Annotated in this window: 31 protein-coding genes; 24 read left to right on the top strand and 7 right to left on the bottom strand. The window is 66.2% G+C overall.

Annotation, left to right across the window (positions count from 1 at the left end; genetic code table 11):
• Positions 1 to 2: 2 nt before the first annotated feature.
• The 18 genes from rplX (at position 3) to D3D02_RS10580 (ending at position 12,746) form a co-directional block, all read left to right on the top strand.
• Complete coding sequence (gene rplX / locus D3D02_RS10665; RefSeq protein ID WP_121569962.1) at positions 3 to 368, top strand: 50S ribosomal protein L24; 366 nt, start codon at positions 3 to 5, stop codon at positions 366 to 368.
• Positions 365 to 1,090: a 30S ribosomal protein S4e gene (locus D3D02_RS10660; RefSeq protein ID WP_121569961.1), complete on the top strand. Its 726-nt coding sequence runs from the start codon at positions 365 to 367 to the stop codon at positions 1,088 to 1,090. The genes rplX and D3D02_RS10660 overlap by 4 nt, the downstream gene beginning before the upstream one ends.
• Positions 1,087 to 1,608, top strand: coding sequence for a 50S ribosomal protein L5 (locus D3D02_RS10655; RefSeq protein WP_121569960.1), 522 nt, complete (start codon positions 1,087 to 1,089; stop codon positions 1,606 to 1,608). The genes D3D02_RS10660 and D3D02_RS10655 overlap by 4 nt, the downstream gene beginning before the upstream one ends.
• Complete coding sequence (locus tag D3D02_RS10650; protein WP_049985035.1) at positions 1,605 to 1,781, top strand: 30S ribosomal protein S14; 177 nt, start codon at positions 1,605 to 1,607, stop codon at positions 1,779 to 1,781. Before D3D02_RS10655 ends, D3D02_RS10650 begins: the two co-directional genes overlap by 4 nt.
• A 2-nt stretch (positions 1,782 to 1,783) precedes the next feature.
• Entirely contained in the window at positions 1,784 to 2,176 is a 393-nt protein-coding gene (locus tag D3D02_RS10645) for a 30S ribosomal protein S8 (protein WP_121569959.1), read from the top strand.
• 4 nt (positions 2,177 to 2,180) lie between these two features.
• Positions 2,181 to 2,717 (top strand): 50S ribosomal protein L6, encoded by a 537-nt coding sequence (locus tag D3D02_RS10640; RefSeq protein ID WP_121569958.1) that lies wholly within the window; start codon positions 2,181 to 2,183, stop codon positions 2,715 to 2,717.
• A gap of 3 nt (positions 2,718 to 2,720) precedes the next feature.
• Positions 2,721 to 3,425, top strand: coding sequence for a 50S ribosomal protein L32e (locus D3D02_RS10635; RefSeq protein WP_121569957.1), 705 nt, complete (start codon positions 2,721 to 2,723; stop codon positions 3,423 to 3,425).
• Entirely contained in the window at positions 3,425 to 3,880 is a 456-nt protein-coding gene (locus D3D02_RS10630; RefSeq protein ID WP_121569956.1) for a 50S ribosomal protein L19e, read from the top strand. The genes D3D02_RS10635 and D3D02_RS10630 overlap by 1 nt, the downstream gene beginning before the upstream one ends.
• A complete protein-coding gene (locus D3D02_RS10625) occupies positions 3,880 to 4,434 on the top strand; it encodes a 50S ribosomal protein L18 (RefSeq protein WP_121569955.1) in 555 nt (184 codons plus the stop codon). The genes D3D02_RS10630 and D3D02_RS10625 overlap by 1 nt, the downstream gene beginning before the upstream one ends.
• The gene (locus tag D3D02_RS10620) at positions 4,431 to 5,084 is read left to right on the top strand and encodes a 30S ribosomal protein S5 (protein ID WP_121569954.1); all 654 of its coding nucleotides are present in this window, start codon (positions 4,431 to 4,433) and stop codon (positions 5,082 to 5,084) included. The genes D3D02_RS10625 and D3D02_RS10620 overlap by 4 nt, the downstream gene beginning before the upstream one ends.
• Entirely contained in the window at positions 5,084 to 5,548 is a 465-nt protein-coding gene (locus D3D02_RS10615) for a 50S ribosomal protein L30 (protein WP_121569953.1), read from the top strand. Before D3D02_RS10620 ends, D3D02_RS10615 begins: the two co-directional genes overlap by 1 nt.
• Complete coding sequence (locus D3D02_RS10610) at positions 5,545 to 6,045, top strand: uL15m family ribosomal protein (RefSeq protein WP_121569952.1); 501 nt, start codon at positions 5,545 to 5,547, stop codon at positions 6,043 to 6,045. Before D3D02_RS10615 ends, D3D02_RS10610 begins: the two co-directional genes overlap by 4 nt.
• Positions 6,046 to 6,048: 3 nt before the next feature.
• Positions 6,049 to 7,518: a preprotein translocase subunit SecY gene (gene secY, locus D3D02_RS10605; RefSeq protein WP_121569951.1), complete on the top strand. Its 1,470-nt coding sequence runs from the start codon at positions 6,049 to 6,051 to the stop codon at positions 7,516 to 7,518.
• Positions 7,519 to 7,686: 168 nt separating this feature from the next.
• Positions 7,687 to 8,868 carry a hypothetical protein gene (locus D3D02_RS10600; protein WP_121569950.1) on the top strand — a complete coding sequence of 394 codons (1,182 nt, stop codon included), beginning with the start codon at positions 7,687 to 7,689 and terminating at the stop codon, positions 8,866 to 8,868.
• Positions 8,865 to 9,530, top strand: coding sequence for an ABC transporter ATP-binding protein (locus D3D02_RS10595; RefSeq protein WP_121569949.1), 666 nt, complete (start codon positions 8,865 to 8,867; stop codon positions 9,528 to 9,530). Before D3D02_RS10600 ends, D3D02_RS10595 begins: the two co-directional genes overlap by 4 nt.
• Positions 9,527 to 10,672: an ABC transporter permease gene (locus D3D02_RS10590; protein ID WP_199723061.1), complete on the top strand. Its 1,146-nt coding sequence runs from the start codon at positions 9,527 to 9,529 to the stop codon at positions 10,670 to 10,672. The genes D3D02_RS10595 and D3D02_RS10590 overlap by 4 nt, the downstream gene beginning before the upstream one ends.
• A gap of 69 nt (positions 10,673 to 10,741) precedes the next feature.
• Entirely contained in the window at positions 10,742 to 11,995 is a 1,254-nt protein-coding gene (locus tag D3D02_RS10585; protein WP_121569948.1) for a tRNA (N(6)-L-threonylcarbamoyladenosine(37)-C(2))-methylthiotransferase, read from the top strand.
• A gap of 169 nt (positions 11,996 to 12,164) precedes the next feature.
• Positions 12,165 to 12,746 carry a S26 family signal peptidase gene (locus D3D02_RS10580; RefSeq protein WP_121569947.1) on the top strand — a complete coding sequence of 194 codons (582 nt, stop codon included), beginning with the start codon at positions 12,165 to 12,167 and terminating at the stop codon, positions 12,744 to 12,746.
• A 99-nt stretch (positions 12,747 to 12,845) separates the two neighbouring features.
• Here the strand turns inward: D3D02_RS10580 and D3D02_RS10575 are convergent, their stop codons facing one another.
• Genes D3D02_RS10575 through map form a run of 3 tightly spaced genes read right to left on the bottom strand, consistent with a single transcriptional unit; the run spans position 12,846 to position 15,364 of the window.
• Positions 12,846 to 13,826, bottom strand: a complete 981-nt coding sequence (locus tag D3D02_RS10575) for a cation diffusion facilitator family transporter (RefSeq protein ID WP_121569946.1) — start codon at positions 13,824 to 13,826, stop codon at positions 12,846 to 12,848.
• A gap of 24 nt (positions 13,827 to 13,850) precedes the next feature.
• A complete protein-coding gene (locus D3D02_RS10570) occupies positions 13,851 to 14,468 on the bottom strand; it encodes an HIT domain-containing protein (protein ID WP_121569945.1) in 618 nt (205 codons plus the stop codon).
• A gap of 5 nt (positions 14,469 to 14,473) precedes the next feature.
• Positions 14,474 to 15,364, bottom strand: coding sequence for a type II methionyl aminopeptidase (gene map / locus D3D02_RS10565; protein ID WP_121569944.1), 891 nt, complete (start codon positions 15,362 to 15,364; stop codon positions 14,474 to 14,476).
• A gap of 162 nt (positions 15,365 to 15,526) precedes the next feature.
• Here map and D3D02_RS10560 point away from each other — a divergent pair, with 162 nt between their 5' ends.
• The gene (locus tag D3D02_RS10560; RefSeq protein ID WP_121569943.1) at positions 15,527 to 16,222 is read left to right on the top strand and encodes a metallophosphoesterase family protein; all 696 of its coding nucleotides are present in this window, start codon (positions 15,527 to 15,529) and stop codon (positions 16,220 to 16,222) included.
• Positions 16,223 to 16,253: 31 nt separating this feature from the next.
• Here the strand turns inward: D3D02_RS10560 and D3D02_RS10555 are convergent, their stop codons facing one another.
• Positions 16,254 to 16,910 (bottom strand): alpha/beta hydrolase, encoded by a 657-nt coding sequence (locus D3D02_RS10555; protein ID WP_121569942.1) that lies wholly within the window; start codon positions 16,908 to 16,910, stop codon positions 16,254 to 16,256.
• The gene (locus tag D3D02_RS10550) at positions 16,907 to 17,959 is read right to left on the bottom strand and encodes a ring-cleaving dioxygenase (RefSeq protein ID WP_121569941.1); all 1,053 of its coding nucleotides are present in this window, start codon (positions 17,957 to 17,959) and stop codon (positions 16,907 to 16,909) included. The genes D3D02_RS10555 and D3D02_RS10550 overlap by 4 nt, the downstream gene beginning before the upstream one ends.
• A gap of 120 nt (positions 17,960 to 18,079) precedes the next feature.
• Here D3D02_RS10550 and D3D02_RS10545 point away from each other — a divergent pair, with 120 nt between their 5' ends.
• Positions 18,080 to 18,469, top strand: coding sequence for a helix-turn-helix domain-containing protein (locus D3D02_RS10545; RefSeq protein ID WP_199723060.1), 390 nt, complete (start codon positions 18,080 to 18,082; stop codon positions 18,467 to 18,469).
• A 60-nt stretch (positions 18,470 to 18,529) separates the two neighbouring features.
• Here the strand turns inward: D3D02_RS10545 and D3D02_RS10540 are convergent, their stop codons facing one another.
• A complete protein-coding gene (locus tag D3D02_RS10540) occupies positions 18,530 to 19,210 on the bottom strand; it encodes a DsbA family protein (protein ID WP_121569939.1) in 681 nt (226 codons plus the stop codon).
• 208 nt (positions 19,211 to 19,418) lie between these two features.
• On the opposite strand from D3D02_RS10540, the gene D3D02_RS10535 reads away from it, so the two are divergent.
• From D3D02_RS10535 to D3D02_RS10520, 4 genes are all read left to right on the top strand, one after another.
• Positions 19,419 to 20,282 (top strand): hypothetical protein, encoded by an 864-nt coding sequence (locus D3D02_RS10535; RefSeq protein ID WP_121569938.1) that lies wholly within the window; start codon positions 19,419 to 19,421, stop codon positions 20,280 to 20,282.
• A gap of 168 nt (positions 20,283 to 20,450) precedes the next feature.
• Positions 20,451 to 21,713: an isocitrate dehydrogenase (NADP(+)) gene (gene icd, locus D3D02_RS10530; protein WP_121570010.1), complete on the top strand. Its 1,263-nt coding sequence runs from the start codon at positions 20,451 to 20,453 to the stop codon at positions 21,711 to 21,713.
• Between the two features lie 97 nt (positions 21,714 to 21,810).
• Positions 21,811 to 22,347: a DUF5817 domain-containing protein gene (locus D3D02_RS10525; RefSeq protein ID WP_121569937.1), complete on the top strand. Its 537-nt coding sequence runs from the start codon at positions 21,811 to 21,813 to the stop codon at positions 22,345 to 22,347.
• Positions 22,348 to 22,350: 3 nt separating this feature from the next.
• Positions 22,351 to 22,710 (top strand): hypothetical protein, encoded by a 360-nt coding sequence (locus D3D02_RS10520; RefSeq protein WP_121569936.1) that lies wholly within the window; start codon positions 22,351 to 22,353, stop codon positions 22,708 to 22,710.
• 16 nt (positions 22,711 to 22,726) lie between these two features.
• On the opposite strand, the gene hmgA is transcribed toward D3D02_RS10520, so the two are convergent.
• Positions 22,727 to 23,938: a hydroxymethylglutaryl-CoA reductase (NADPH) gene (gene hmgA / locus D3D02_RS10515; RefSeq protein ID WP_121569935.1), complete on the bottom strand. Its 1,212-nt coding sequence runs from the start codon at positions 23,936 to 23,938 to the stop codon at positions 22,727 to 22,729.
• Positions 23,939 to 23,952: the final 14 nt, after the last annotated feature.

Below are 23,952 nucleotides of genomic sequence, written 5' to 3'. Positions count from 1 at the left end.
GTATGACAAAACAACCACGCAAACAGCGAACTCGGAAGCAGAACGCGCCCCTGCACGAGCGGCAGAACCAGGTCCGCGCGACGCTGTCTGACGACCTCCGCGAGGAGTACGGACAGCGCAACGTTCGCGTCAACGCGGGCGACACCGTCGAGGTCCTCCGCGGCGACTACGCCGGCACGGAAGCCGAAGTCGTCGAGGTCGACCTCACGGACGCGGTCGTACACGTCGAAGACGTGACGGTCGAGAAGGCCGACGGCGAGGAAGTGCCTCGTCCCCTCGACGCCTCGAACCTCCGCGTGACCGAACTGGACCTCGAAGACGACCGCCGTGAGGCGCGGCTGCAGGCCGACACGGAGGACGAACAATGACTCGACATCAGAAGCGACTCTCGGCACCGAACGCCTGGCCCGTCGAACGGAAGACCCAGACGTTCACCGTCAAAGCCGGCGCGGGTCCGCACGGAGAGGCGGGGGTTCCCCTGCTCATCCTCCTGCGCGACGTGCTCGGTTACGTCGACTCGAAGAAAGAGGCGCGCTACGCGCTGAACGAGGGCGCGGTCCTCGTCAACGGCGACGCCGTCTCCGACGAACAGCGCCCGGTGGGGATGTTCGACATCCTCGCGTTCACCGAGCGCGAAGAGTACTACCGCGTCTTCCCCGAGGAGGGTGGACGCCTGGCGCTGACCCCGATCGACGCCGACGCCGCAGACAGCCGGCTCGGCAAGATCGTCCGCAAGCAGGACGTCAGCGGCGGCGCGACGCAGCTCACGCTCCACGACGGCGCGAACGTCCGCCTCGAGGAGGGTGCAGACGAGTACAGCACGAAAGACTCCCTCGTCGTCGACAACGAGACGAAGGAGATCGTCGCGCACTTCCCCTACGAGGAGGGCGCACTCGTCACTGCCGTCGACGGCAGCCACTCGGGTGAGATCGGCGAGATCGACGAGATCACCGTCACCGCCGGCAGCGGCGACAACACCGTCATCGTCGAGACCGACGACGGCGCCTTCGAGACGATCGAAGACTACGTCGTCGTCATCGACGAGAATTTCGTCGCCGACGAGGACGAAGACGGAGGTGACGACGAATGAGCGAGTCGTTCCACGAGATGCGCGAGCCACAGATCGAGAAGGTCGTCGTCCACATGGGCGTCGGCGAAGGTGGCCGCGAACTCGCGAACGCAGAGGAGATCCTCGAAGAGATCGCCGGACAGGAAGCCGTCCGCACGACGGCGACGCGCGCCGCGACGCAGTTCGGTGCGCGCACCGGCGACCCGGTCGGCGCGAAGGTCACCCTTCGCAACGAGCGGGCCAACGAGTTCCTGGAGACGGCGCTGCCGATCGCCGACCTGTCGGACAAGCAGTTCGACGACACGGGGAACTTCAGCTTCGGTGTCGAAGAGCACACCGAGTTCCCCTCCCAGGAGTACGACCCCCAGATCGGGATCTACGGACTGGACGTGACGGTCAACCTCGTCCGTCCCGGCTACCGTGTCAAAAAGCGCGACAAGGTGTCGCGCTCGATCCCCAAGGCGCACCGACTGACGCCTGAAGACGCGATCGCCTTCCTCGAAGACGCATTCGACGTCGACGTGGAGGTCACAGAATGAGCGAATCAGAGACAGAACAGACGGGCGAGCACGCGAGCCGTCGCACGGGTCAGAGCCACGAGTGCCGACGTTGCGGACGCAACCAGGGACTCGTCGGTAAGTACGAGATCTACCTGTGCCGTCAGTGCTTCCGCGAGGTCGCCCGCGAGATGGGATTCAAGAAGTACCGATAATTATGGCAGGAAACGATCCACTCGCCAACGCGCTCGCCGGCGTGAACAACGCCGAGAGCGTCGGGCACCTGTCGCACGAGATACAGCCCGCCTCGAACGTCATCGGCTCCGTCCTCGAGGTCTTCTACGACCGCGGGTACATCGACGGCTTCGAGTTCGTCGACGACGGCAAGGCTGGACAGTTCGAGGTCGAACTGAGCGGCGCGATCAACGAATGTGGTGCCGTCAAGCCCCGCTACTCCGCGGGTGCAGACGAGTTCGAGAAGTGGGAGAAGCGATACCTCCCCGCCCGAGACTACGGGACGCTCATCGTCACGACGAGCCACGGCGTCATGAGCCACTACGAGGCCCGCGACCAGGGCATCGGTGGTCAGGTAATCGCCTACGTGTACTGAGACAATGACCAGAGTAGAAATCGAAATTCCGGACGAGGTCTCCGCCGAGGTGTCGAACCTCGATCTGACAGTCGAGGGGCCGAACGGCAGCGTCACCCGGACGCTGTGGTTCCCCTCCGTTAGCGTCAGCGTCGAGGACGACCAGGTCGTCATCGAATCCGACGAGACCGACGCCAAGACGAACGCGACTGTCGGGACCTTCGAGAGCCACGTGTCGAATATGATCCACGGGGTCACCGAAGGCTGGGAGTACAAGATGGAAGTCTACTACGCCCACTTCCCGATGCAGGTCGACGTCGACGGCGACGAGGTCGTCATCGAGAACTTCCTCGGAGAGAAGTCCTCGCGACGGACACCGATCCGCGGAGACACGGACGTACAGGTCGACGGCGAAGAGGTCACCCTGATGGGACCCTCGAAAGAGGACGTCGGGCAGACCGCCGCCGACATCGAACAGCTCACTCGCGTGACGGACAAGGACACGCGCGTCTTCCAGGACGGCGTCTACATCACGCAGAAGCCGCAGACGGGAGGTGCCTAACATATGTCCGACGACGACATCGAGACACTCGAAGACATCAGCGGCGTCGGCCCCTCGAAGGCCGACGCGCTCCGTGAGGCAGGCTACGAGTCGGTCGACGACGTGAAGGCCGCAAGCCAATCGGAACTCGCAGAGGTCGACGGCATCGGGAACGCGCTCGCGGCCCGTATCAAGGCCGACGTGGGCGGACTCGAAGTCACCGAGGAGACCGAGGCAGAAGTCGAAGAGGAGACCGAAGAGGAAGCCGAGCCCGAGGAGGAGGTCGAGACCGAACTCCGTCCCCGTGGCCACGCTGACAAGACGCCGACCCTCGACGACGATACCGCGCGAGCGCTGGGCCAGAAGCACCGCGAGGGCAAGCCCGCGTTCCGTCGGCAGCAGTACCACAAGAAGAAACGGACGCCCGAATCGTGGCGGAAGCCCCGCGGCAACCTCTCGAAGCAGCGCCGCGGCATCAAGGGCAAGGGCGATATGGTCGAGGCGGGCTACCGCACGCCGAAGGCCGCCCGCGGTCTGCACCCCTCGGGATTCGAGGAAGTGCGCGTCCACAACGTCGACGACCTCGAAGGCGTCGACGGGGACACCCAGGCCGTCCGAATCGCCTCGAAAGTCGGCGCGCGCAAGCGCGAACGCATCGAGGAAGTGGCTGAGGACCGCGAGATCCGCGTCCTCAACCCGACCTACGTCGAAGTGGAGGTCGAAGAGTAATGACGGATCTGAAAGCACAGAAGCGTATGGCCGCCGACGTCCTCGACGTCGGAAAGGACCGCGTGTGGTTCGATCCAGACGAACAGTCCGAGATTGCGGAGGCCATCACTCGCGACGACATCCGTGACCTGGTCGATCAGGGGACCATTCGCGCCAAGGACGCGAAGGGCAACTCCAAGGGTCGCGCTCGCGAGCGCGCATCGAAGCGCGCCTACGGTCACCGCAAGGGTCCCGGCTCCCGCAAAGGGAAAGCCGGCGGTCGGAAGAACTCGAAAGACGAATGGGTCAGCCGCATCCGCGCACAGCGTCGTCGCCTGAAGGAACTGCGCGACGACGGCCCGCTCAATCCGACGCAGTACCGCGAAGTGTACAACAAGGCGTCGGGTGGCGAGTTCGAAGACGTGGCGCGGCTCGAAGCACACATCCGGAACAACTACGACGTGGAGATAGAATAATGGCAACAGGACCACGCTACAAGGTGCCGATGCGGCGTCGCCGCGAGGTCCGGACGGACTACCACCAGAGGTTGCGCCTGCTGAAATCGGGCAAGCCCCGCCTCGTTGCTCGCGTGAGCAACAAGCACGTCAGGGCGCAGCTGATCACCCCCGGTCCGGACGGAGACGAAACGCACGCGGCCGCGTCCTCGGAGGACCTCGGCGAGTACGGCTGGGAGGCTCCCACTGGGAACCTGCCGAGCGCGTACCTCACCGGGTTCCTCGCTGGGACGCGAGCCATCGAAGCCGGCCTCGAAGAGGCCGTACTCGACATCGGACTGAACACTGCGACGCCCGGTAACAAGGTGTTCGCGGTGCAGGAAGGAGCAATAGACGCTGGCCTCGAGATCCCGCACAACGACGCGGTTCTCGCAGACTGGTCGCGTAACCGCGGCGAGCACATCGCCGAGTACGCCGAGCAGCTCGACGAGGACCTCTACTCCGGGGACTTCGACGCCACGAAACTCCCTGAGCACTTCGACGAAGTGCTCGAGCGACTACAGGAGGACGCATGAGCCAACGCAACGACAACGGCTGGACGCCGCGCACGCGGCTCGGCCGAATGGTACAGGAAGGCGACGTCACCTCGATGGAGCAGGCCCTCAACACGGGCCTGCCCCTGAAAGAGCCGGAACTCGTCGATCAGCTCCTGCCGGGGCTCGACGACGAGGTTCTCGACATCAATATGGTCCAGCGGATGACCGACTCCGGGCGCCGGGTCAAATTCCGCTGCGTCGTCGCGATCGGTAACCGCGACGGCTACCTCGGCTACGCCGAGGCGCGAGACGACCAGGTCGGATCGGCCATCCAGAAGGCGATCGACGTCGCGAAGCTCAACATCATCTCGGTGGACCGCGGTTCGGGGTCCTGGGAGGACTCCGCCGGTGGCCTCAACTCCCTGACGCGGAAGGCAGAAGGGAAAGCAGGCTCGGTGACCGTCGAAGTGATGCCCGCGCCGCAGGGCCTCGGCCTCGCGGCTGCAGAGACTGTCCGCAACATCCTCGAACTGGCGGGCGTCCAGGACGCCTGGACCCGCTCGAACGGGAACACGCGGACCACGGTCAACCTCGCGAAAGCGACGTACAACGCGCTGAAGAACGCCTCGCAGTCGCGGACGCCCCGACGCGCCGCGGCCAAGCAGCGTGAACAAGAGGTGAACGAGTGATGCAGGCAGTCGTTCAGATCCGCGGCGATGTTAATATGAGCACGGGCGTTCACGACACGCTCAAGATGCTCAACATCCATCACGTGAACCACTGCGCGCTCGTCCCGGAGACGGAGACGTACCGCGGAATGATCACGAAGGTCAACGACTACGTCGCACACGGCGAGCCGAGCGCGGACGCCGTCGAGACGGTGCTCCGCACCCGAGCCGAGCCCGAGGAGGGCGAGGCTGACGTCGACGAGGAGTGGCTCTCAGAGCACACCGACTACGACGACTTCGGCGCGCTCGCAGAGGCGCTGGTCGACGAGGAGACGACGCTGCGCGAGCAGGGTCTCTCGCCGGTCCTTCGACTGCACCCGCCGCGCGGCGGACACCGCGGGCAGAAGCACCCGACCATCGAAGGCGGTCAGCTCGGAAAGCACCAGACCGAGGAGATCGACGAACTCCTGGAGGCAATGCGATGACGTCGAAGAAACGACGCCAGCGCGGGTCGCGCACGCACGGCGGCGGCACCCACAAGAACCGGCGCGGTGCCGGCCACCGTGGCGGCCGCGGTCGCGCCGGTCGCGACAAGCACGAGTTCCACAACTACGAGCCGATCGGCAAACACGGGTTCAAGCGACCCGAGGACTCCCAGCGAACGATCGCTGAGGTCAACGTCCAAGAGATCGACGAGGACGCGGCCCTGCTGGCCGCCGACGGTCTCGCAGAGAAGGACGGCGACGCGTACCACGTCGACGCTCGCGACGTCGCAGACGATGCCGAAGACGCCGACGTCGTGAAGGTGCTCGGTGGCGGGCAGGTCCGACAGGAACTGCACCTCGTCGCCGACGCGTTCTCTGACGGTGCGGTCGAACTCGTCGAGGACGCCGGCGGCAGCGTCGAACTCACCGAACGCGGCGAGGAACTCGCCGCCGAGGACGAAGCAGAAGAATCTAACACAGACGACGCCGAGGAGTAATCCATGGGTTGGAAGGAGGCCGCCGAACCGGTGCTGACGCGGATGCCGTCAGTCGCGCGTCCGGAGGGACACGTCCCGTTCCGCCGGAAGCTTGGCTGGACTGCCGGGATCCTCGTGCTGTATTTCTTCCTGACGAACGTGACGCTGTTCGGACTGCAGACCAGCGGCGCGGGCGGGGACTTCTACGGACAGTTCCGTAGTATCCTCGCCGGCTCGCAGGGGTCGATCCTGCAGCTGGGTATCGGTCCGATCGTCACGGCGAGCATCGTTCTCCAGTTGCTCGGCGGAGCCGATCTGCTGGGGCTGGACACCAACGACCCCCGAGATCAGATACTCTATCAGGGTCTCCAGAAGCTTCTGGTGGTCGTGATGATCTGTCTGACCGGGCTCCCGATGGTGTTCGCCGGCAACTTCCTGCCGGCGAGCGAACCGCTCGCGCAGTCGCTCGGTATCGGCACCGTCGGCGTGAAGGGTATCATCTTCGCGCAGATGTTCGTCGGCGGCGTCCTCATCCTGTTCATGGACGAGATCGTGAGCAAGTGGGGCGTCGGCTCCGGTGTCGGCCTGTTCATTATCGCTGGCGTCAGCCAGCAACTCGTCGCGGGTCTGTTCAGTTGGCAGAGCCTCGGCGGGCAAAGCGGGTTCTTCCCGACGTGGATCGGGATCCTCACCGGTGCAGCCGAGATCGGCTCGCCGCTGACGCCGGGTGGTCTCTCCGACATCTTCCTCGGACAGGGACAGATCCTCGCGCTCATCACGACGCTGCTCATCTTCGGCATCGTCGTCTACGCGGAGAGCGTCCGGGTCGAGATCCCGCTCTCGCACGCCAACGTCAAGGGCGCGCGCGGGCGCTTCCCGGTGAAGCTCATCTACGCGAGCGTTCTGCCGATGATCCTCGTTCGCGCGCTGCAGGCGAACCTCCAGTTCCTCGGGCAGATCCTGAACAACTGGTGGACGGGGATGCCCGCGTGGCTCGGTCAGTACACGCAGGGACAGGTCACCGGTGGCCTGTTCTGGTATCTCGCGCCGATCCAGTCCCGTCAGGACTGGATGTGGTTCCTCGGATTCACCTCCCAGGAGCCCCTCGCGATCGTCGCCCGCGTGCTCATCGACCTGATCTTCATGATCGTCGGTGGCGCGATCTTCGCCATCTTCTGGGTCGAGACGACCGGGATGGGTCCCGAAGCGACCGCCCGTCAGATCCAGAACTCCGGGATGCAGATCCCCGGCTTCCGGCGGAACCCGCAGGTCATCGAGAAGGTTATGGAGCGCTACATCCCGCAGGTGACCGTCATCGGCGGTGCGCTCGTCGGCCTGCTGGCCGTGCTCGCGAATATGCTGGGCACGATCGGCGGCGTCTCCGGAACGGGGCTGCTGCTTACGGTCTCCATCACGTACAAACTGTACGAGGAGATCGCCGAGGAGCAGTTGATGGAGATGCACCCGATGATGCGCGAGATGTTCAACAACTAGCTGCGACATAGCTCCGTTCTCCTTCTTTCTCTCACGGCCGAGTGGCGTCGCTCCCGGTGCCTTGTTCGTCGGACGAACAGGGAAAGACTTGCAAGCACCGCGCTCCCAGAGCGACGTGTTCGTGTCGATCGACCTACAGCCACGGGTCACGACGCCACGATACGCACTATGAATTGGTCCACATCCCTCCGCGTGCTCGTCGTACTGTCCCTCCTGCTCGGTAGCTCGGGCGCTGTCGCAACGACCGCCTCGGCCGCCGGTCCGGCCGTCCAGATGTCTGTTGTCACTATTAGTCCCGAGGACCCGAACACGGGCGAAACAGTAACTATCGAGACGACGATCTCGAACCTCGAAAACAGTCCGTCGACAGTCAACGTGCGGGACGTCTTCGTTCGCGTGCCCGGAACCACCAGAGAGTACGCGCGAGTCGAAGAACTCGGGTCGATCGCCCCCGGCGGCTCGGTCACGGTACCCGTGCGGACGAGCTTTGAGAGCCCCGGCCAAAAACGGCTGACGCTCAAGGTGGTCGTTCAGGACGACGCGGGCGAGTACTATTCGTACACGTACCCGGTGTACGTCGAAGTGTCCGACCCGACGGTTAGAGCGAGCCTGTCGGCCGGCACGCCCGAAAGCGGGTCTGGAACTGAGCTCACGCTCACGAACTTCGGAAACACGAACCTCACCGACGTCGAGATCGCGGCCACCGCCGATGGGGAGCCGATCGAACGCAACTTCCTGTTCGACGTCGGCCCCGGATCGAGCCAATCGACCGTCTTCGACACCGACGACCTCGAAACAGATACGGTTACGTTCACCGCAACCTACTCCGCCGGCGGAGGTTCCCACACGACGTCGCTCGACGTCGACCTCGACGACCAGACCCCAGTGACGGGCGAAATCCGCCTCACCGGCGTGGAGGTCACCCGGTCCGGCACGGGCATTACTATTCAGGGCGACGCCGCGAACCTCGGGACCACCGACACGCAGTCGGTCCTCGTGCGCGTCCCCGACGCTGACGGTGTGAGCCCTGCGCCCCCGTCGGGTGAGTACTTCATCGGCGCGATCGAGGGCAGCGAGTTCGCTCGGTTCGAGCTAACGGCGCACGCTGAGTCGGACGTGTCGTCGGTCCCCGTCGAAATCTCGTACATCGTCGACAACGAGCGCGTGACGACGACACAGCAGGTGAGTCTCGACGCGGCGGTCGTGTCCGCGCCCGACGGCGAAGCCGACAGCGGCGGACAGCAGTCGCCGGGTGGCTCTGGTGCTGGTGGCCTCCCGCTGATCGCGATCGGCGGCGGCATCGTCGTGCTCGCACTCGTCGCGTTCGGCGTCTACCGCTGGCGACAATGAGCGTCATCGAACTCGAAGGCGTCGTCAAGCGCTACCAGAGTGGCGAGGAGGTGATCGAGGCGCTGAAAGGCGTCGACTTCCACGCCGACCGCGGCGAGATGGTGACGGTGATCGGTCCCTCGGGGTCGGGTAAGAGCACGATGCTGAATATGATCGGCCTGCTCGATACGCCGACAGAGGGAACGGTTCGGCTCGACGGCCGTGACGTCACTAACTTCACGGAAGACGAACTCACCGAGGAGCGACGCTCGACGATCGGGTTCGTGTTTCAGGCGTTCCACCTGCTGCCGATGCTGACCGCGACGGAGAACGTCGAACTGCCGTCGATGTGGGACACGAAACGCGACCGGCACGACCGGGCGGTGGATCTCCTGCAGCGCGTCGGGTTGGGAGACCGGCTTAGCCACACGCCGAGTCAACTCTCGGGCGGCCAGCAACAACGCGTCGCGATCGCCCGCGCCCTGATCAACGAACCCGAGATTCTGCTGGCCGACGAGCCGACCGGGAATCTGGATCAGGACACCGGGCGGACGATCCTCGAGGAACTGACGCGGCTCAAAGAGGAGGAGAACATCGCTATCGTCGCCGTGACGCACGACGAGCAGTTCGTCGAGTACACCGACCGCGTCGTTCGCCTCGTCGACGGGGAGGTGCAGTCGTGAGCATCACCAGCGCGCTGTGGCGGTTCCCGAGCGTCCAGATGGCGTGGCGGAATCTCGGCCGGAACCGGATCCGGACGGCGCTGGCGACGCTCGGAATCGTCATCGGCGTCGTCGCCATCGCGTCCCTCGGAATCGCCGGTGTCGCCCTCCAACAGCAGGCGACCGCGAATCTCGGCACGCTCGCCGACGAAGTGACCGTCACCGCCGGCGAGGACAGCACGACCGAGGGCGTGACCGAAGAGCAAGTCGAGGAGATCCGAAGCCTCGCCGGCGACGCTGCGGTCGTCCCGAAGAAGTCGAACCGGACGACGCTCACCTCGCGTGACGGTGGGGAAGCCCGCGTCAGCGTGACTGCCCTGACGGAGGCGAGCGCGCTCTATGACGTCTCGACGGGCGATAACCCCGATCGGCTCCAGTCGGGGGCGTTGCTCACCAATAGCACCGCGACCCAACTCGGCTTCGAACTCGGGGACCCGGTAGAGTACGACGGACGGCTCTACCGGATTCGGGGGCTGATCGAATCGCAGAGCGGCTTCGGTGGCGGCGGCAACGAACTCGTGTTGCCCCTGTCGGCGCTCGCCGATCAACAGTACTACGACTCGGTGACGATCGTGGCCGCGAACGGTCGGGAGGCCCAGCGAATCGCCGACGCCATCGAAGCGCGGTTCAACGAGGGCGACGAGGAGGTACTGAGCGTCACCAGTTTCGCGAGCGTACAAGAGAACATCGACGCGTTCCTGAACACGCTCAACCTCGCGCTGATCGGGATCGGCTCGATCTCGCTGGTCGTCGCGAGCGTCGCCATCCTCAACGTGATGCTGATGAGCACGATCGAGCGCCGCGGCGAGATCGGCGTGCTCAGAGCCGTCGGAATCCGCCGCGGCGAAGTGCTCCGGATGATCCTCGCTGAAGCCGCGTTCCTGGGGGTGATCGGGGGCGTCGTCGGCGCCGCTGTCTCGTTCGCGGTGGGGCTCGTAGTGTTTCAGGTCCTGGCCGGTGATCCGACGCTCGTCTTCGGCTGGGAGAGCATCCGCTATCTGTTGATCGGGTTCGGATTCGCCGTCTTCGCGAGCGTGCTGAGCGGGCTGTACCCCGCGTGGAAGGCCGCGAACGATCCGCCGGTCGAGGCGCTTCGCGGCTGATCTCGCCCAGCGGACTGTCCCCGAACCGTCGCGCTTTTGACCGCTCGTCGGGTATCTCGCACCGATCGGATGGCCCGATATCACATCGAGACGTACGGCTGTACCTCCAACCGCGGCGAGAGCCGGCAGATCGAGAGCGCGCTCCGCGACGCCGGCCACTACCCCGTCGACGGTCCGGAGGCGGCCGACGTCGCCATTATGAACACCTGCACGGTGGTCGAGAAGACGGAGCGCAATATGCTCCGTCGGGCCAAAGAACTGGAGTCTGAAACGGCGGATCTCATCATCACCGGCTGTATGGCGCTGGCACAGGGCGAGGAGTTCCGCGAGGAGGACGTCGACGCCCAGATCCTCCACTGGGACGACGTCCCCGCCGCGGTCACGAACGGCGAGTGCCCGACGCCCGGCCCGGGGACCGAACCCGTGCTGGACGGCGTCGTCGGCATCCTCCCGATCGCTCGCGGCTGCCTCTCGAACTGCTCGTACTGCATCACGAAGTTCGCGACCGGCCGCGTCGATTCGCCGCCGGTCGAGGAGAACGTCGAGAAGGCCCGCGCACTCGTCCACGCCGGTGCGAAGGAGTTGCGGATCACCGGCCAGGACACCGGCGTCTACGGCTGGGATACGGGCGACCGAAAACTCCCGGAACTGCTCGACCGGATCTGCACCGAGATCGACGGCGACTTCCGGGTTCGGCTGGGGATGGCCAACCCCGGTGGCGTCCACGGCATCCGCGAGGAACTGGCCGAGGTCTTCGCGCGCCACGACGAACTGTACAACTTCATTCACCTCCCCGTTCAGTCGGGTTCCGACACCGTTCTCGAAGCGATGCGGCGACAACACCGCGTCGAGAAGTTCACCGAAATCGTCGAGACGTTCGACGAGACGCTGGACTACTGGACGCTCTCGACGGACTTCATCGTCGGGTTCCCGACCGAGACCGACGAGGACCACGCACAGAGCATGGCGCTGTTCCGGGAAGTCCGGCCCGAAAAGGTGAACATCACGCGCTTCTCGAAGCGCCCCGGCACCGACGCCGCCGAGATGAAGGGCCTCGGCGGGACGGTGAAAAAAGAGCGTTCGAAGGAGATGTCCGAACTGAAGATGGACGTCGTCGCCGAGGCCTACGAGTCGATGGTCGGCGAGACTCACCGGGTGATGGCCGTCCGCGAGGGGACGGGCGACTCGCTGAAGTGCCGCGACGAAGCCTATCGGCAGATCATCGTCCAGAACGCCTCCGAGCACGGGATCGAACCCGGCGACGTGCTCGACGTCGAGGTGACGAGCCACCAGACGGTGTACGCGTTCGGCGACCCGGTGTGATAATGATTACCCTCGTCTCTTACCGCCGACCATCGCCACTGGGAGTGGCGCTCGGCGGTAAACAGTGAGAGTAATCACTATGAGTCGTCGCGTTCGACGAGCGCCTCCGACGCTGCCGCGTCGGCGCTGACCGCGGTCTTTTTTCCGCCTCGTCACGCACGGACTGTTGATGGATCGGTCCGCCGCCTTCCTCCACCTCCGCGACGCCGCCACGACGGTCGCGGTGGTCCTCGCCCTCGGCGTCGTGCTCTTCGGCGTCGCGGGCGTGTGGCCGCCGATGGTGGCCATCGAGAGCCCGAGTATGGTGCCGCACGTCGAAACCGGCGACCTCGTCGTCGTCTCCGACACCGGCCGGTTCGCCGGGGCATCCGCGGACGCGCGCGGCGTCGTTACCGCTGCGACCGCCGGGAACTACTCGCGCCTCGGGGACTCCGGCGACGTCATCGTCTTCGATCCGCCCTCCCGGGCGGGATCGCCGATCATCCACCGCGCGCAGTTCAGGGTCGACGCTGGTGAGAACTGGTACGACGAGGCCGACCCGGCGTATCTTCGCGGCGCGGACGACTGCGCGGAACTGGCCGCCTGTCCCGCACCGCACGCGGGCTACATCACGAAGGGCGACAACAACCGCGCGTACGATCAGGCCGCGGGCATCGCGCCGGTAGTCAAGCCCGCCTGGGTCAGAGCGAAAGCGCAGTTCCACATCCCCGAACTCGGGTGGGTCCGGCTCACGATCGCTGGAAAGGCGTGAGCACCGCGGGACGAGTCGAGAGTCGGGGGATGCGAGTGCTCGCGTCCGCTCCGTCCGCGTGTCTCGTCGCTCTATGCGCCGTGTCGCGCCTGTTCGCTATCAGCGCGCTTGCTCTCTCCGTTCGGCGCGGTCGCCGTCGTTACCGTCGTCGCCGTCCTCTGCCACGGTTTCGAGGAGCTGATCGGCCTCTGCGTCTTCCTTCCACTCGCCGAGTTCTTTCGGATCGACGTGGACGAATACGTCGTCGACCTCGGGCATCGCGCGGATCGAGTCGACGACGGCCGACTCGATGTCGTGGGCCTCGAACAGCGTCATATCCCCTTCTACTTCGATGTGGATGCTCACGTCGACTTCGGGGCCGACGTAGTGGGCGACGACGTCGTGGGCGCCGCGGACTTCTGGGTGTTCGAGCGCGCGTTCGATGATTTCCCAGCGGAGTTCTTCGGGAGGTGCCGCGCCGACGAGGTAGTTCACGTTGTCGCGGACGATCTCATAGCCCGTGTAGAAGATGCCGAGCGAGACGACGCCCGCGGCGATCGGATCGAGGATCGGCGCGCCGAAGGACGCCCCGAGCACGCCGACGAGCGCCGCGCCCGCGGTCAGAATGTCGTTTCGATTGTCGAGCGCGGCCGCGACGAGTGCAGGCGAGTGGCGGCGTTCACCGATTCGGAGACAGTACCGGTAGAGTCCGTATTTCGTGATGGCAGTCCCGACGAGGACCGCGACCGCCGTCGTTCCGGCCTCGACGCCGTACGTCCCGTTCAGCACCGCCGTCGTGGCGTTCCAGAGCACGGCCGCGCCCGCCGCGAACACGCCCAGCGCGACGAACAGCGAGACGAACGGTTCGATTCGCTCGTGGCCGTGCGGGTGCTCGAAGTCGGGCGGCTGCGTCGTCAGGTACAGGCCGGCGAGAATGACGAGACTGTAGACGCTGTCGGCGACGCTGTTGACCGCTTCGGAGCCGACCGCGAGGCTCCCGGTGAGCCACCAGACGCCCCCTTTCGCCAGCGCGAGGCCGAGATTGACCGCGAGTACGATCGCCCCGACGCGGCGGACGACCCGTTTCCGGTCGTCGCTCATCGTTCGTGCCTACCGCTCGGAGGGCTAAGTCGCTTCGGTCGCCAGATCGAAGTCGAGCCTGACGGCCCGCGTCGGCTCGTCGCTGTCACCTGACTCGCCCGCGCCTGCGGCCGTCCCGTCCGCCGCGTCAGCGTCGGCTGTCGCCGCCGGCAGCGACGCGAACGCCTCGTGCAGGCGGTCGTAGGTGTCTTCGAGCGCCTCGACGATCACCTTCGTGTCGCCGACGACGGGCATGAAGTTCGTGTCGCCGCTCCACCGGGGGACGAGGTGCGTGTGGACGTGATCGCCGATCGACCCGCCGGCGGCCTTTCCGCCGAGGTTCTCGCCGGCGTTCACGCCGTCGGGGTTGAACGCGGCGTCGAGGGCGTCGATCGCGGCCACTTTCAGCCGTGCGTGATCGAGCAGTTCCGCGTCGCGCAGGTCGCTCCACTCGCCCGTGTGGCGGTACGGGATGATCATCAGGTGCCCCGGGTTGTACGGGTAGTTGTTCAGGATCACGAAGGCGTGTTCGCTGCGGGCGACGATCCGGCTCTCCCGGTCGTCGTGACGCTCGGGCAGGACGCAGAACGGGCAGCCGTCGATGTCCTCGTTGCCGTTGCGCTCGACCCACTCGATCCGCCACGGTGCGAACACCTGGTCCATCTCGCTCACGCCGTCAGGTTCTCGTACCCGTCCTCGGTGACGACGACGGTGTGTTCGGCCTGGCTGACGAGTTCGCCGTCGTCCTCCTTCAGCACGGGATAGCCGTGGAGGACGCCCTGCTGTTCGAGCCGCGTGATGGCCATCTCGGCGCGCGGCTCGTCTAGCCAGCGTGCGGCGAACGGGAGGGTCCGGTACTCCTCTTTCACCTGTTCGAGGACCTTCCGCGCCGAGCGGTTCCGCACCGAGCGGTCGCGTTCGAGGCTGTAGATCTCCTCTTTCGAGCCCTCGGTGACCTTGCCGCGCCCGGTCGTCGCGAACGGTTCGATGGCGACGACGTCGCCGACTTCGAGTTCCACACCGCGGTCAGTGCCCCGGTTCGGGATCGTCGGGCCCGTGTGAGCGTCCCACTGGGCGACGCCGTGACCCGAGAGGTTCAGGACGGGCGTGTAGCCGTAGCCGCGAATCACGTCCTCGATCTCGCCGCCGATCACGCCGGTCTCGACGCCGGGTGCGACGGCGTCGAGTGCGGCGTCGAGCGCCTCCTCGGCGGCCTCGACGAGTTCGGGGTTCCCGGAGAGATCGACGGTCACCGCCGCGTCGGCGATGTAGCCGTCGACGTGGACGCCGCAGTCCAGACAGACCATTCCGTCGTCGAATTCGGTCTCGTCGTCGCGGCCGGGCGTAGCGTGTGAGGCCTCCTCGTCGATGCTGATGTTCACCGGGAAGGCGCACCCGTCTGCGAGTTCCTCGATACGCGCCTCGGCGAACTCGGCGACTTCGAGGTGGGTGACGCCCGGTTCGACCTTTTCTGCGGCCTCGTCGAGGACCTGCCGGAGGACCGATCCGGCCTCCCTGTACTTCGCTAGCGTCTCCTCGTCGAGAGGTCCGTCGCTCATACCCGAACAGTTGGTCGAACGTCTCAAAGAGGTTCCGGACCCGCCGATCCGACCGGCGAAAGGCGTCCCACAGTAGCGCCAAGACCCACGCGTGACTATATAGCTCACACCGAGAATACTAGCAACCGTTTACAGGCCTCCCGACAGTTCACGGCACGAACGATGACCGAGCCACAGTTCGCCGCGGCCGTCGAGCACGAACACCTGGACGTCAGCGAGTGGGACGACGTCTACGTCGTCGGCGACGTCCACGGCTGCCGAGCGGACCTGGAACGACTGCTCAGAAAACTCGAAGTGACCGACGACGACCTCGTCGCGTTCGTCGGCGACCTCGTCCGGAAAGGCCCCGACAGCAAGGGCGTACTCGACCTCGTCCGCGAGTCGGCGAATATGGTGACCGTCCGCGGCAACAACGAGGAGAAACTCCTCCGCGGCTCGAAGTCGGTCGCGTCGCTCACCGACGATGACCTCGACTGGATCGCCGACCGGCCGGTCGCCCTCTCGTGGGAGGACACGCTCGTCGTCCACGGCGGCGTCGACCCCCGGAAGTCGCTCGCCGACCACGACGTCGACGACCTCCAGAACTTCCGCTCGCTGTCGTCGGGCTACGAGCGGCCGTTCTGGTGGGAGGTCTACGAGGGCCCCGACCGCGTCTTCTTCGGGCACACGCCGCTCGCCGCGCCCGTCGTCCGCGAGCACGCCGTCGGCCTCGACACCGGCTGTGTCTACGGCAACGAACTCACCGCCTACGACTGGCGGAACGACGAGTTCGTCACGGTCTGCCCCGAGGAGACGGTCCAGTCCCGAAAGGAGTCGAAGTGGGTCCGACCGCAGCAGACCACGATCGCCGCCGACTGATCGACGGTCGATCGCCGTCCTCTACGCTATCTCACCCGACGACGTCCGCGACGAGTCCGTCGAGGTACTCGATCTCCTCCTCGAAGATCCCGTGGCCACGACCCTCGTAGCGGTCGAACCGGACGTCGGCGCCCAGACGCTCGAACACCTCGACGGTCTCCTCCGCGCGCGACATCGGAATGTGGGGATCGTCGTCGCTGACGCCGAGGAAGAACGGCATTCCGTCGACGTCGCCCTCGTGGTCGAAGTCGATCCCCTCCTGGCCGATCAGTCCGCCGGAGAGCAGTACGAGCCCGCCGTACCGTCGGGGCGTGCGCGCCACGAACTCCGAGACGAGACACGCGCCCTGTGAGAATCCGACCAGAATCACCTTTTCAGCCGGGAGCCCGCCCGACCGGGCTTCTTCGACGGCGCGTTCGAGGTGCGACAGCGCCGAGTCGAGGTGGGGCTGATTCCGCTCGATCGGCGCGACGAACCGGTTCGGATACCAGGTGCCGCGCTGGGCCTGCGGCGCGGCGTAGTGAACGCCGTCGTGGTGGAACTCCTGGGCGAACTGGAGCATCCCGTCGGCTCGCGCGCCCCGACCGTGGACGAGGACGACGGCGGCGTCGGCTTCCGTAGGCGATGCACCGGCGGTCTGAATCGGTTGCCCCGCGTGCGGGTCCTCGGAATCGGCGGGCCGGCTCATCGGCGCTCACCACCGTCGGCCGCTGTGGCTTCGCCCTCCTCGTCAGTCGTCGGTGCCCCGCTCCCACCGTCGCTCACCGTTTCACTCCCCTCGTCGGCCGCCGCCGTTTCATCGGCGTCCCCGAGCGACGGCAGCGCCGCTTCGATCCGCTCGCGCTCGTCTTCCAGCCACGACGGGAGTTTGAGTTCCGAGCCGAGTTCCGCGACCGACTCGTCGGCCGTGAACCCCGGGCCGTCGGTCGCGATCTCGAAGAGGATGCCACCGGGTTCGCGGAAGTAGATCGACCGAAAGTACTGCCGGTCCTTCTGCGGCGTCACGAACTGGCCAGCATCGGAGAGGCGCTCGCGCCAGGCCATCTGTTCGTCCTCGTCGGCCGCGCGGAACGCGACGTGGTGGACGGTGCCGACGCCGGGGCGGCCCCGTGGGGGTCCGCGGTGAAGCACGTCGACGACGGTCGCGCGATCCCCAGCAGCGGCGTAGCGGACCCGCTCTGCACCGTCGTCTGGGTCGGCCTCAGAGTCGACGCGGTCGAACCCGAGCACGTCGAGGACGTTCGCCGTCGCGTCCGGCTCCTCGGAGTGCAGCGTCACGCCGAAGAAGCCGCGAATCGCGCGGTCGGCCGGAACGGGACCGTCCGCCCACGGTTCGATCGGTGACTCGGCCTCGACGAGTTCGAGGGGTTGCCCGTGCGGGTCCTCGACGGGGAGCACGCCCGCGCCGAAGCGCGTCTGCCGGTCGTGGACAGTCGCGTCGCTGGCGTCGAGCCGATCGGCCCAGTAGTCGAGGCTCCCCTCGGGTACGGCGAACGCCGTCGCGACCGCCTGCCCGCGGCCGGGACGGCCCTGCCGCGCGCCCTCGAAGGGGAAGAACGTCAGCGCCGTGCCCGGGCTGCCCGTCTCGTCGCCGTAGTAGAGGTGATACGTCGCGGTGTCGTCGAAGTTGACCGTTCGCTTGACGAGGCGGAGTCCGAGAACCTCGGTGTAGAAGTCGAGGTTCTGCTGCGGATCGCCGGCGACGGCCGTGACGTGGTGAATGCCTGTGGTTTTCATAGTGAATGGTGCAGCGTACTGCCGAACGGATGTCGCTCTCGGCAGGTATCGCTCTGTTACCTACTATAGAGGCGAAACCATTTGTACCTTCGCGGACGAAAGTGTCACCAGGTGACGCCTGTGTCCCCAGAGCCCGACGAGAAATACGACGAGGAGGCCTGCTCGGTGATCGACTCGCTCGAACAGATCGGTTCGCAGTGGCGACTCATCGTCCTGCACGATCTTCAGGACGGCGAGAAGCGCTTCAACGAACTCAAGCGCTCGACGGACGCCAGTTCGCGGACGCTCTCGCGCGTCCTCGACGACCTCCAGGAACTGGGATTCGTGAATCGACGGCTCGAAGAGGACGCGCCGGTCGCGACGTACTACTCGCTGACGCCGAAGGGGCGCTCGCTGTGTCCGGTCTTCGACGAGATCGAGTCGTGGGCCGACGAGTGGCTGCACGCGACGCCGACCGGCGAGGACCCCGCTGCCGTCGCCCCCGACGGTGGCGCTGCCGCGGACGAGTAGGGGACGGAGTCACGGCAGCAACGCTTCTGTTCTCGCTTCTCTCGATTCTTCACCACCTGCTTACGCGCCCTCGACGAGCCGTCGGAGTTGCTCGGGCGGGACGGCACCGCGGGCGGCGTAATCGTCGTACACGAACGCCGGAACGCCCGTAATCCCGGCTTGTTGCGCGTCGCGGAAGCGTTCGCGAAGCCGGTCCCGCCGCTCCTCGTCGGCAAGCGCGTCGCGGACGAATTGGGCTTCGACACCGACCTCGTCTGCGAGGTCGAGCAGCACGTCCTCCTCGCCGATGTCGCGCCCCTCGTGCCAGAGCGCGGCGAAGACCGCCTCGTCGAACGCGAGCCACGTCTCGTAGTCGTACGTCTCCCGGACGGCGACCGAGACCAACTGTGCGGGCAGCGAGTCCACGTCGGTCGCGATGTCGAGTTCCATCTCCTCGGCCCCGTACTGATCGCGGAGCCTCCGCACGTTCTCTTTCGCCTGCTCGTAGTACTCGTCGTCTTTGCCGTCGTCGGCGTCGTAGTCGATCGTGCCGTCGGGCCGCCGCTTGCTCGACCGGAGGTCGAACGGCTGCCAGTCGATCCGAAGCCGCTCCTCGCGCTCGGTCTGATACTGTGAGAGGGACTGCCGACCGAGATAACAGAACGGGCAGACGTAATCGGAGTAAATCGTGATCTCCGCGGGCGCGTCCGTCTCGGAATCTGCGTCGCTGTTGGCACTGTCGTCGGTATCGGAATCGGCCATCTCGTTCGCGTCGTGGAGGCGCGCGCACAAGAAGCGTCTGATAGCGGGATCGGCGACGCGACACGGCTCCGCGGGGTTCGTGGTGGATTGTACGTGCTCGTGAGGGATGTACGTGCTCGTGAGAGGTGTCCCGCACGTTCGCACGCCGTGAGAAAGGTGTCGTGAAACAGTACAAATACGGTGCCCGAGATGAAATCCCCGGTCGGTGATGAGAGACCAGGACTTTCTGGCATCCGACTGGGATTACTGTCTGGTGTTGGATGCGTGCCGCTACGACGTCTTCTCTGCGGTCTACGAGGAGTATCTCGACGGGACGGTCGAAAAGCGCTGGAGCGTGGGCTCGTCGACGCCCGAGTGGGCCTACCGGACGTTCACCGACCACCACGACATCGCGTACTTCTCCGGGAATCCGTTCATCAACGACCTCGGCATCCCGCTGAACGAACTCAAGTGGGGGGCCAGTTGCGACTACGAGTGGACCGCCAACGAACACATCAGCGACATCGTCGACGTCTGGAAGCACGGGTGGGACGAGAGCCTCGGGACGGTCCCGCCAGAGAGTCTCGAAGCGTCGCTCGAAGAACGACGCGACCTCGTCGCCCGCAACGAGCGCACCGTCCTCCACTATATGCAGCCGCACGCGCCGTATCTCTCCCGCGGCGCGGGGCAGAAACTCAAGCAGATCCAGAAGGGAATCCGTCGACAGGAGGAGGCGGTCGAAAACGGTGACGACGCCGAGAGCGGGCCTATCGAGTCGCTCGGCCAGACGATCCGCCCGCGGATCGAGAGCGTTCTCGAAGGCAGCGAACTCGCACAGAAAGCCGGCCTCTGGCTCGAACTCGATCCCACCGAACTCGTCCAGAACGGGACGCGGGAGGCCGCCCTCGAACTCTACGAGGAGAATCTCCGCATCGCGCTCGAAGTCATCGCAGACCTGGTTCCGAAACTCGACGGGACTGTCGTCGTCACCGCCGACCACGGCGAGGCCTTCGGCGAGGAAGGCGTCTGGGAACACCACATCGAGACGCACATCCCGCCGCTGATGGAAGTCCCCTGGCTCGTCGTCGAGTAACGAAGACAGACGCGGAAGTGCGCACGAGAACTGAAGCGGAACCGGTGGACTGACGCTGACGATGGGGAATATCCCGTTTTTGCGTGTATGATTGCTGCTGGCAAGTTCTGCTTCTGGAAAGCGATAACGGCAGTAATTTACGACAGGTGCGGAAAGTAGCTGATGTTTATGAGCTACGACCAGATCGAAGCCCCCGAGACGGGCGAGAAGATCACGCTTGCCGACGAGGAGACCGGCGAGCTGAACGTCCCCGACACCCCGATCATTCCGATCATCCACGGCGACGGGATCGGAACCGACGTTGGTCCCGCCGCCCAGAAGGTACTCGACGCCGCCGCAGAGGCGACCGGTCGCTCTGTAGAGTGGATGCGCGTCTACGCCGGCGAGTCCGCCCGCGAGAAGTACGGTGAGAACCTCCCCGACGACACCGTGAACGCGATTCGCGAGCACCGCGTCGCGATCAAAGGCCCGCTCACGACGCCTGTCGGCGCCGGCTTCCGCTCGCTGAACGTCGCGCTCCGCAAAAAGCTCGACCTCTACGCGAACGTCCGCCCGACCTACCACATCGACGGCGTCCCCTCGCCCGTCAAAGACCCCGCGGCGATGGATATGGTCACGTTCCGTGAGAACACAGAAGACGTCTACGCCGGCATCGAGTGGGAAGCGGGCACCGACGAGGTAGAACAGGTAAAGGCGTTCGTCGAAGACGAGATGGGCGAAGACGACGTGATCCACGACGGCCCCGTCGGGATCGGCGTCAAACCCATCACGGAGTTCGGGACGAAGCGACTCGTCCGCGAGGCCATCGACTACGCACTCGAGAACGACCGCGACACCGTCACGCTCGTCCACAAGGGGAACATTATGAAGTTCACCGAGGGCGCGTTCCGTGACTGGGGCTACGAGGTCGCCGAAGAGGAGTACGACGACGGCGTCATCACCGAGGACGAACTCTGGGAGGAGTACGACGGCGAGGCACCCGCGGACACGCTGGTCGTCAACGACCGCATCGCGGACAACATGCTCCAGCAGCTCCTGACCCGGACCAGCGAGTACGACGTCATCGCGACGATGAACCTCAACGGCGACTATATGTCCGACGCGGCCGGCGCACAGATCGGCGGCCTGGGCATCGCGCCGGGCGCGAACTTCGGTGAGGGCCTCTGTCTGGCAGAGCCGGTCCACGGCTCCGCACCCAAGTACGCCGGCGAAGACAAGGTGAACCCGACGGCGATGATCCTCTCGGGTCGCCTGATGTTCGAGTACATCGGCTGGAAGGACGCCGGCGAACTCATCCGCGACGCCGTCGAGAAGACGATCTCCGAGGGCGACGTCACCTACGACCTCCACCGGCAGATCGAGGGCGGCACGAAGCTCGCGACCTCCGAGTTCGCCGAGAAGGTCGTCGAGAACATCGAAGAGCTGGCGTAAGCGCCGCTCGACGCACCGTTTCGGACGCTATTCTGTATTTTTCACCCCGACGCCGCCGAGCCGAAGGTTCAAATCCGATCACGAGGAACTCCGGAGTATGTACGCCGTCGTCGGCTGCACCGACTGCGAGCACCTCTGGCTCCTGAAGGACGCACGAGCCGCCGAGACGGCCACGTGTCCGCGGTGCGGGCGGACTCATCAGACGAAGAAGCTCCGCCGGTTCGTCGAGGAGGACGACCGCGAGGCGGCCCGACAGGCGCGGGCGGCCCTGCTCGCGAAGCAGGGCGGCAACAGCGAGGCGTTCGCCGAGACCGCACACGTCGCCGAGATGGAGCGCGAGATCGACGACAGCGGCGTCGACGACGCCGAGTACCTCGAAGGGTCCGGTCTCGACGCCGACGAAGTCGAAGCCGCCGGCGAGCGCGCCTCACAGGGGACACACGCCGGCTCGTCCGGGAGTCAGATCGGCGTCGTCCGCGACGCGCTCCGCGAATGCGACGCCCCGACCGCGGACGACGTCGCGGCGTACGCGGACGAACGGGGCGTCCCGAGCGAGAAGGCCCGCGAACTACTGAGCAAACTGACCCGACGCGGCGAGGCCTCCGAGTCGCGGGGGACGTACCGCCTCCTCTGAACGATGGGTGGAACACGCTCGGGTCTCGTCGGTACGATCGCTCGCGCGGTCGTCGTGGGCTGCTTCGTCGCCGGCGGTGTCTTCGCGCTCGTCAGCCGCCAACTCGTGTTCGCCGGCGTCGCCTTCCTCGCCGGGCACACGATTCTGGCGGCCGCGGCGGTGATCCAGGGACAGCGTCGTCGGGGCGTCGGGCTGTCGCTCTCGGGCGTCGGCTGGCTCCTCCTCTCGATCGGACTCGGCGCCGGCAGCGGGACAGCGGCCGGTGCGGAGACCGCGCTCCCGGAGACGCCGCTCGTCGCCGTTGGATTCGGACTCGTGGCCGTCGGGATGCTGCTCCTCCTCGGGCCGTTCGGCAGCGACTGACCGAGAGCGGACGTCGTTACCGGCCCAGTTCGGCGTGGGCACTGGAGAGATGCCGCGATGCGAGCGCCGAGAGCAGCGAGAGTTCGCCGGCGAGCGCGCCGACTGCGATGTACTCCGCGAGCGCGTCGGCGTTCGAGCCCGCCGGGTCGCCGCCGCCGCGGACGCCCAGCACGTCGAGTGCTTCGGCTTGGGTCGGGAGCTTCGTCCCGCCGCCCACCGTGCCGACTTCCAGCGACGCCAGCGACACCGAGAGATAGAGGTCGCCGTCGCGTTCCTCGGCAGTCGTGATGGCGTTCGCCCCCTCGACGACCTGGGCTTCGTCCTGGCCAGTCGCGAGGAACATCGCGGCGACGACGTTCGCGACGTGGGCGTTGAAGCCGAGACTGCCGGCCTTCGCCGAGCCGACGAGGTTCTTTCGCGTGTTCAGCTCCGCGATAGCCCCGGGCGTCGTGTGGAGGCGGTCTTCGACGACGTCGCGCGGGATCGTCACGTCGGCCGTGACGCTCCGGCCGCGCCCTTCGACGGCGTTGATCGCGGCGGGCTTCTTGTCGGTGCAGAGATTCCCCGACAGGGCGACGAGGTCCGCGCCGGTCTCGGATTCGACGACCTCGCAGGCGGCCTCGGTGGCGATCGTGGCCATATTCATCCCCATCGCGTCTTTCGTGTCGTAGCGGAAGCGGAGATAGACGGAGTTGCCGACGACGTACGGTGTCACGTCCAGGAGTTCGCCGTGGTTCGTCGTCGACTCGGCCGCCTCGACGAGCGCGTCGGTGTGGTCGCGGACCCACGAGACGAGCGCTTCGGCCTCGACGACGTCAGCGACGCGGAAGACGGGTGCGCGCGTCATCCCTGACTTGAGGACGCGCGCGTTCGCGCCGCCCGCCTGCGAGAGCACCGAACAGCCGCGGTTGACGCTCGCCAGCAGCGCGCCCTCGGTCGTCGCCAGCGGGAGGTACGTCTCGCCGCCGGCCGCGCCGCCGTCGACCGACACGGGGCCGGCGACGCCGATCGGGACCTGCACGGTCCCGAGCATATTCTCGATGTTCGACTCCGCGCGCTCGGCCGGGAAGCCGTAGTTCCCGACGGCGTCGAGCGAGGCGTCGGTGTCCGATTCGACGACGAGTCGACGTGCCTCGGTGGCGGTGTCGGCGTCGGCGTACTCGTCCAGTTCGTGGAGTCGAAGCTCCCCCTCGCGGACCCGCGCGGCGAGGTCAGCGGCGTCAGTCATACGCGCTCATTCCG

Origin of the sequence: Halobellus sp. Atlit-38R, assembly GCF_003665925.1 — an archaeon.
In the GTDB taxonomy this organism is placed as follows: Archaea; Halobacteriota; Halobacteria; order Halobacteriales; family Haloferacaceae; genus Haloquadratum; species Haloquadratum inordinatus.
This window is presented reverse-complemented; position numbering and strand designations above follow the sequence as displayed.

Coding starts and splice junctions, on each gene's coding strand:
- rplX (WP_121569962.1), top strand. CDS start 3: ATGACAAAACAACCACGCAAACAGCGAACTCGGAAGCAGAACGCGCCC.
- D3D02_RS10660 (WP_121569961.1), top strand. CDS start 365: ATGACTCGACATCAGAAGCGACTCTCGGCACCGAACGCCTGGCCCGTC.
- D3D02_RS10655 (WP_121569960.1), top strand. CDS start 1,087: ATGAGCGAGTCGTTCCACGAGATGCGCGAGCCACAGATCGAGAAGGTC.
- D3D02_RS10650 (WP_049985035.1), top strand. CDS start 1,605: ATGAGCGAATCAGAGACAGAACAGACGGGCGAGCACGCGAGCCGTCGC.
- D3D02_RS10645 (WP_121569959.1), top strand. CDS start 1,784: ATGGCAGGAAACGATCCACTCGCCAACGCGCTCGCCGGCGTGAACAAC.
- D3D02_RS10640 (WP_121569958.1), top strand. CDS start 2,181: ATGACCAGAGTAGAAATCGAAATTCCGGACGAGGTCTCCGCCGAGGTG.
- D3D02_RS10635 (WP_121569957.1), top strand. CDS start 2,721: ATGTCCGACGACGACATCGAGACACTCGAAGACATCAGCGGCGTCGGC.
- D3D02_RS10630 (WP_121569956.1), top strand. CDS start 3,425: ATGACGGATCTGAAAGCACAGAAGCGTATGGCCGCCGACGTCCTCGAC.
- D3D02_RS10625 (WP_121569955.1), top strand. CDS start 3,880: ATGGCAACAGGACCACGCTACAAGGTGCCGATGCGGCGTCGCCGCGAG.
- D3D02_RS10620 (WP_121569954.1), top strand. CDS start 4,431: ATGAGCCAACGCAACGACAACGGCTGGACGCCGCGCACGCGGCTCGGC.
- D3D02_RS10615 (WP_121569953.1), top strand. CDS start 5,084: ATGCAGGCAGTCGTTCAGATCCGCGGCGATGTTAATATGAGCACGGGC.
- D3D02_RS10610 (WP_121569952.1), top strand. CDS start 5,545: ATGACGTCGAAGAAACGACGCCAGCGCGGGTCGCGCACGCACGGCGGC.
- secY (WP_121569951.1), top strand. CDS start 6,049: ATGGGTTGGAAGGAGGCCGCCGAACCGGTGCTGACGCGGATGCCGTCA.
- D3D02_RS10600 (WP_121569950.1), top strand. CDS start 7,687: ATGAATTGGTCCACATCCCTCCGCGTGCTCGTCGTACTGTCCCTCCTG.
- D3D02_RS10595 (WP_121569949.1), top strand. CDS start 8,865: ATGAGCGTCATCGAACTCGAAGGCGTCGTCAAGCGCTACCAGAGTGGC.
- D3D02_RS10585 (WP_121569948.1), top strand. CDS start 10,742: ATGGCCCGATATCACATCGAGACGTACGGCTGTACCTCCAACCGCGGC.
- D3D02_RS10580 (WP_121569947.1), top strand. CDS start 12,165: ATGGATCGGTCCGCCGCCTTCCTCCACCTCCGCGACGCCGCCACGACG.
- D3D02_RS10575 (WP_121569946.1), bottom strand. CDS start 13,826: ATGAGCGACGACCGGAAACGGGTCGTCCGCCGCGTCGGGGCGATCGTA.
- D3D02_RS10570 (WP_121569945.1), bottom strand. CDS start 14,468: ATGGACCAGGTGTTCGCACCGTGGCGGATCGAGTGGGTCGAGCGCAAC.
- map (WP_121569944.1), bottom strand. CDS start 15,364: ATGAGCGACGGACCTCTCGACGAGGAGACGCTAGCGAAGTACAGGGAG.
- D3D02_RS10560 (WP_121569943.1), top strand. CDS start 15,527: ATGACCGAGCCACAGTTCGCCGCGGCCGTCGAGCACGAACACCTGGAC.
- D3D02_RS10555 (WP_121569942.1), bottom strand. CDS start 16,910: ATGAGCCGGCCCGCCGATTCCGAGGACCCGCACGCGGGGCAACCGATT.
- D3D02_RS10550 (WP_121569941.1), bottom strand. CDS start 17,959: ATGAAAACCACAGGCATTCACCACGTCACGGCCGTCGCCGGCGATCCG.
- D3D02_RS10540 (WP_121569939.1), bottom strand. CDS start 19,210: ATGGCCGATTCCGATACCGACGACAGTGCCAACAGCGACGCAGATTCC.
- D3D02_RS10535 (WP_121569938.1), top strand. CDS start 19,419: ATGAGAGACCAGGACTTTCTGGCATCCGACTGGGATTACTGTCTGGTG.
- icd (WP_121570010.1), top strand. CDS start 20,451: ATGAGCTACGACCAGATCGAAGCCCCCGAGACGGGCGAGAAGATCACG.
- D3D02_RS10525 (WP_121569937.1), top strand. CDS start 21,811: ATGTACGCCGTCGTCGGCTGCACCGACTGCGAGCACCTCTGGCTCCTG.
- D3D02_RS10520 (WP_121569936.1), top strand. CDS start 22,351: ATGGGTGGAACACGCTCGGGTCTCGTCGGTACGATCGCTCGCGCGGTC.
- hmgA (WP_121569935.1), bottom strand. CDS start 23,938: ATGACTGACGCCGCTGACCTCGCCGCGCGGGTCCGCGAGGGGGAGCTT.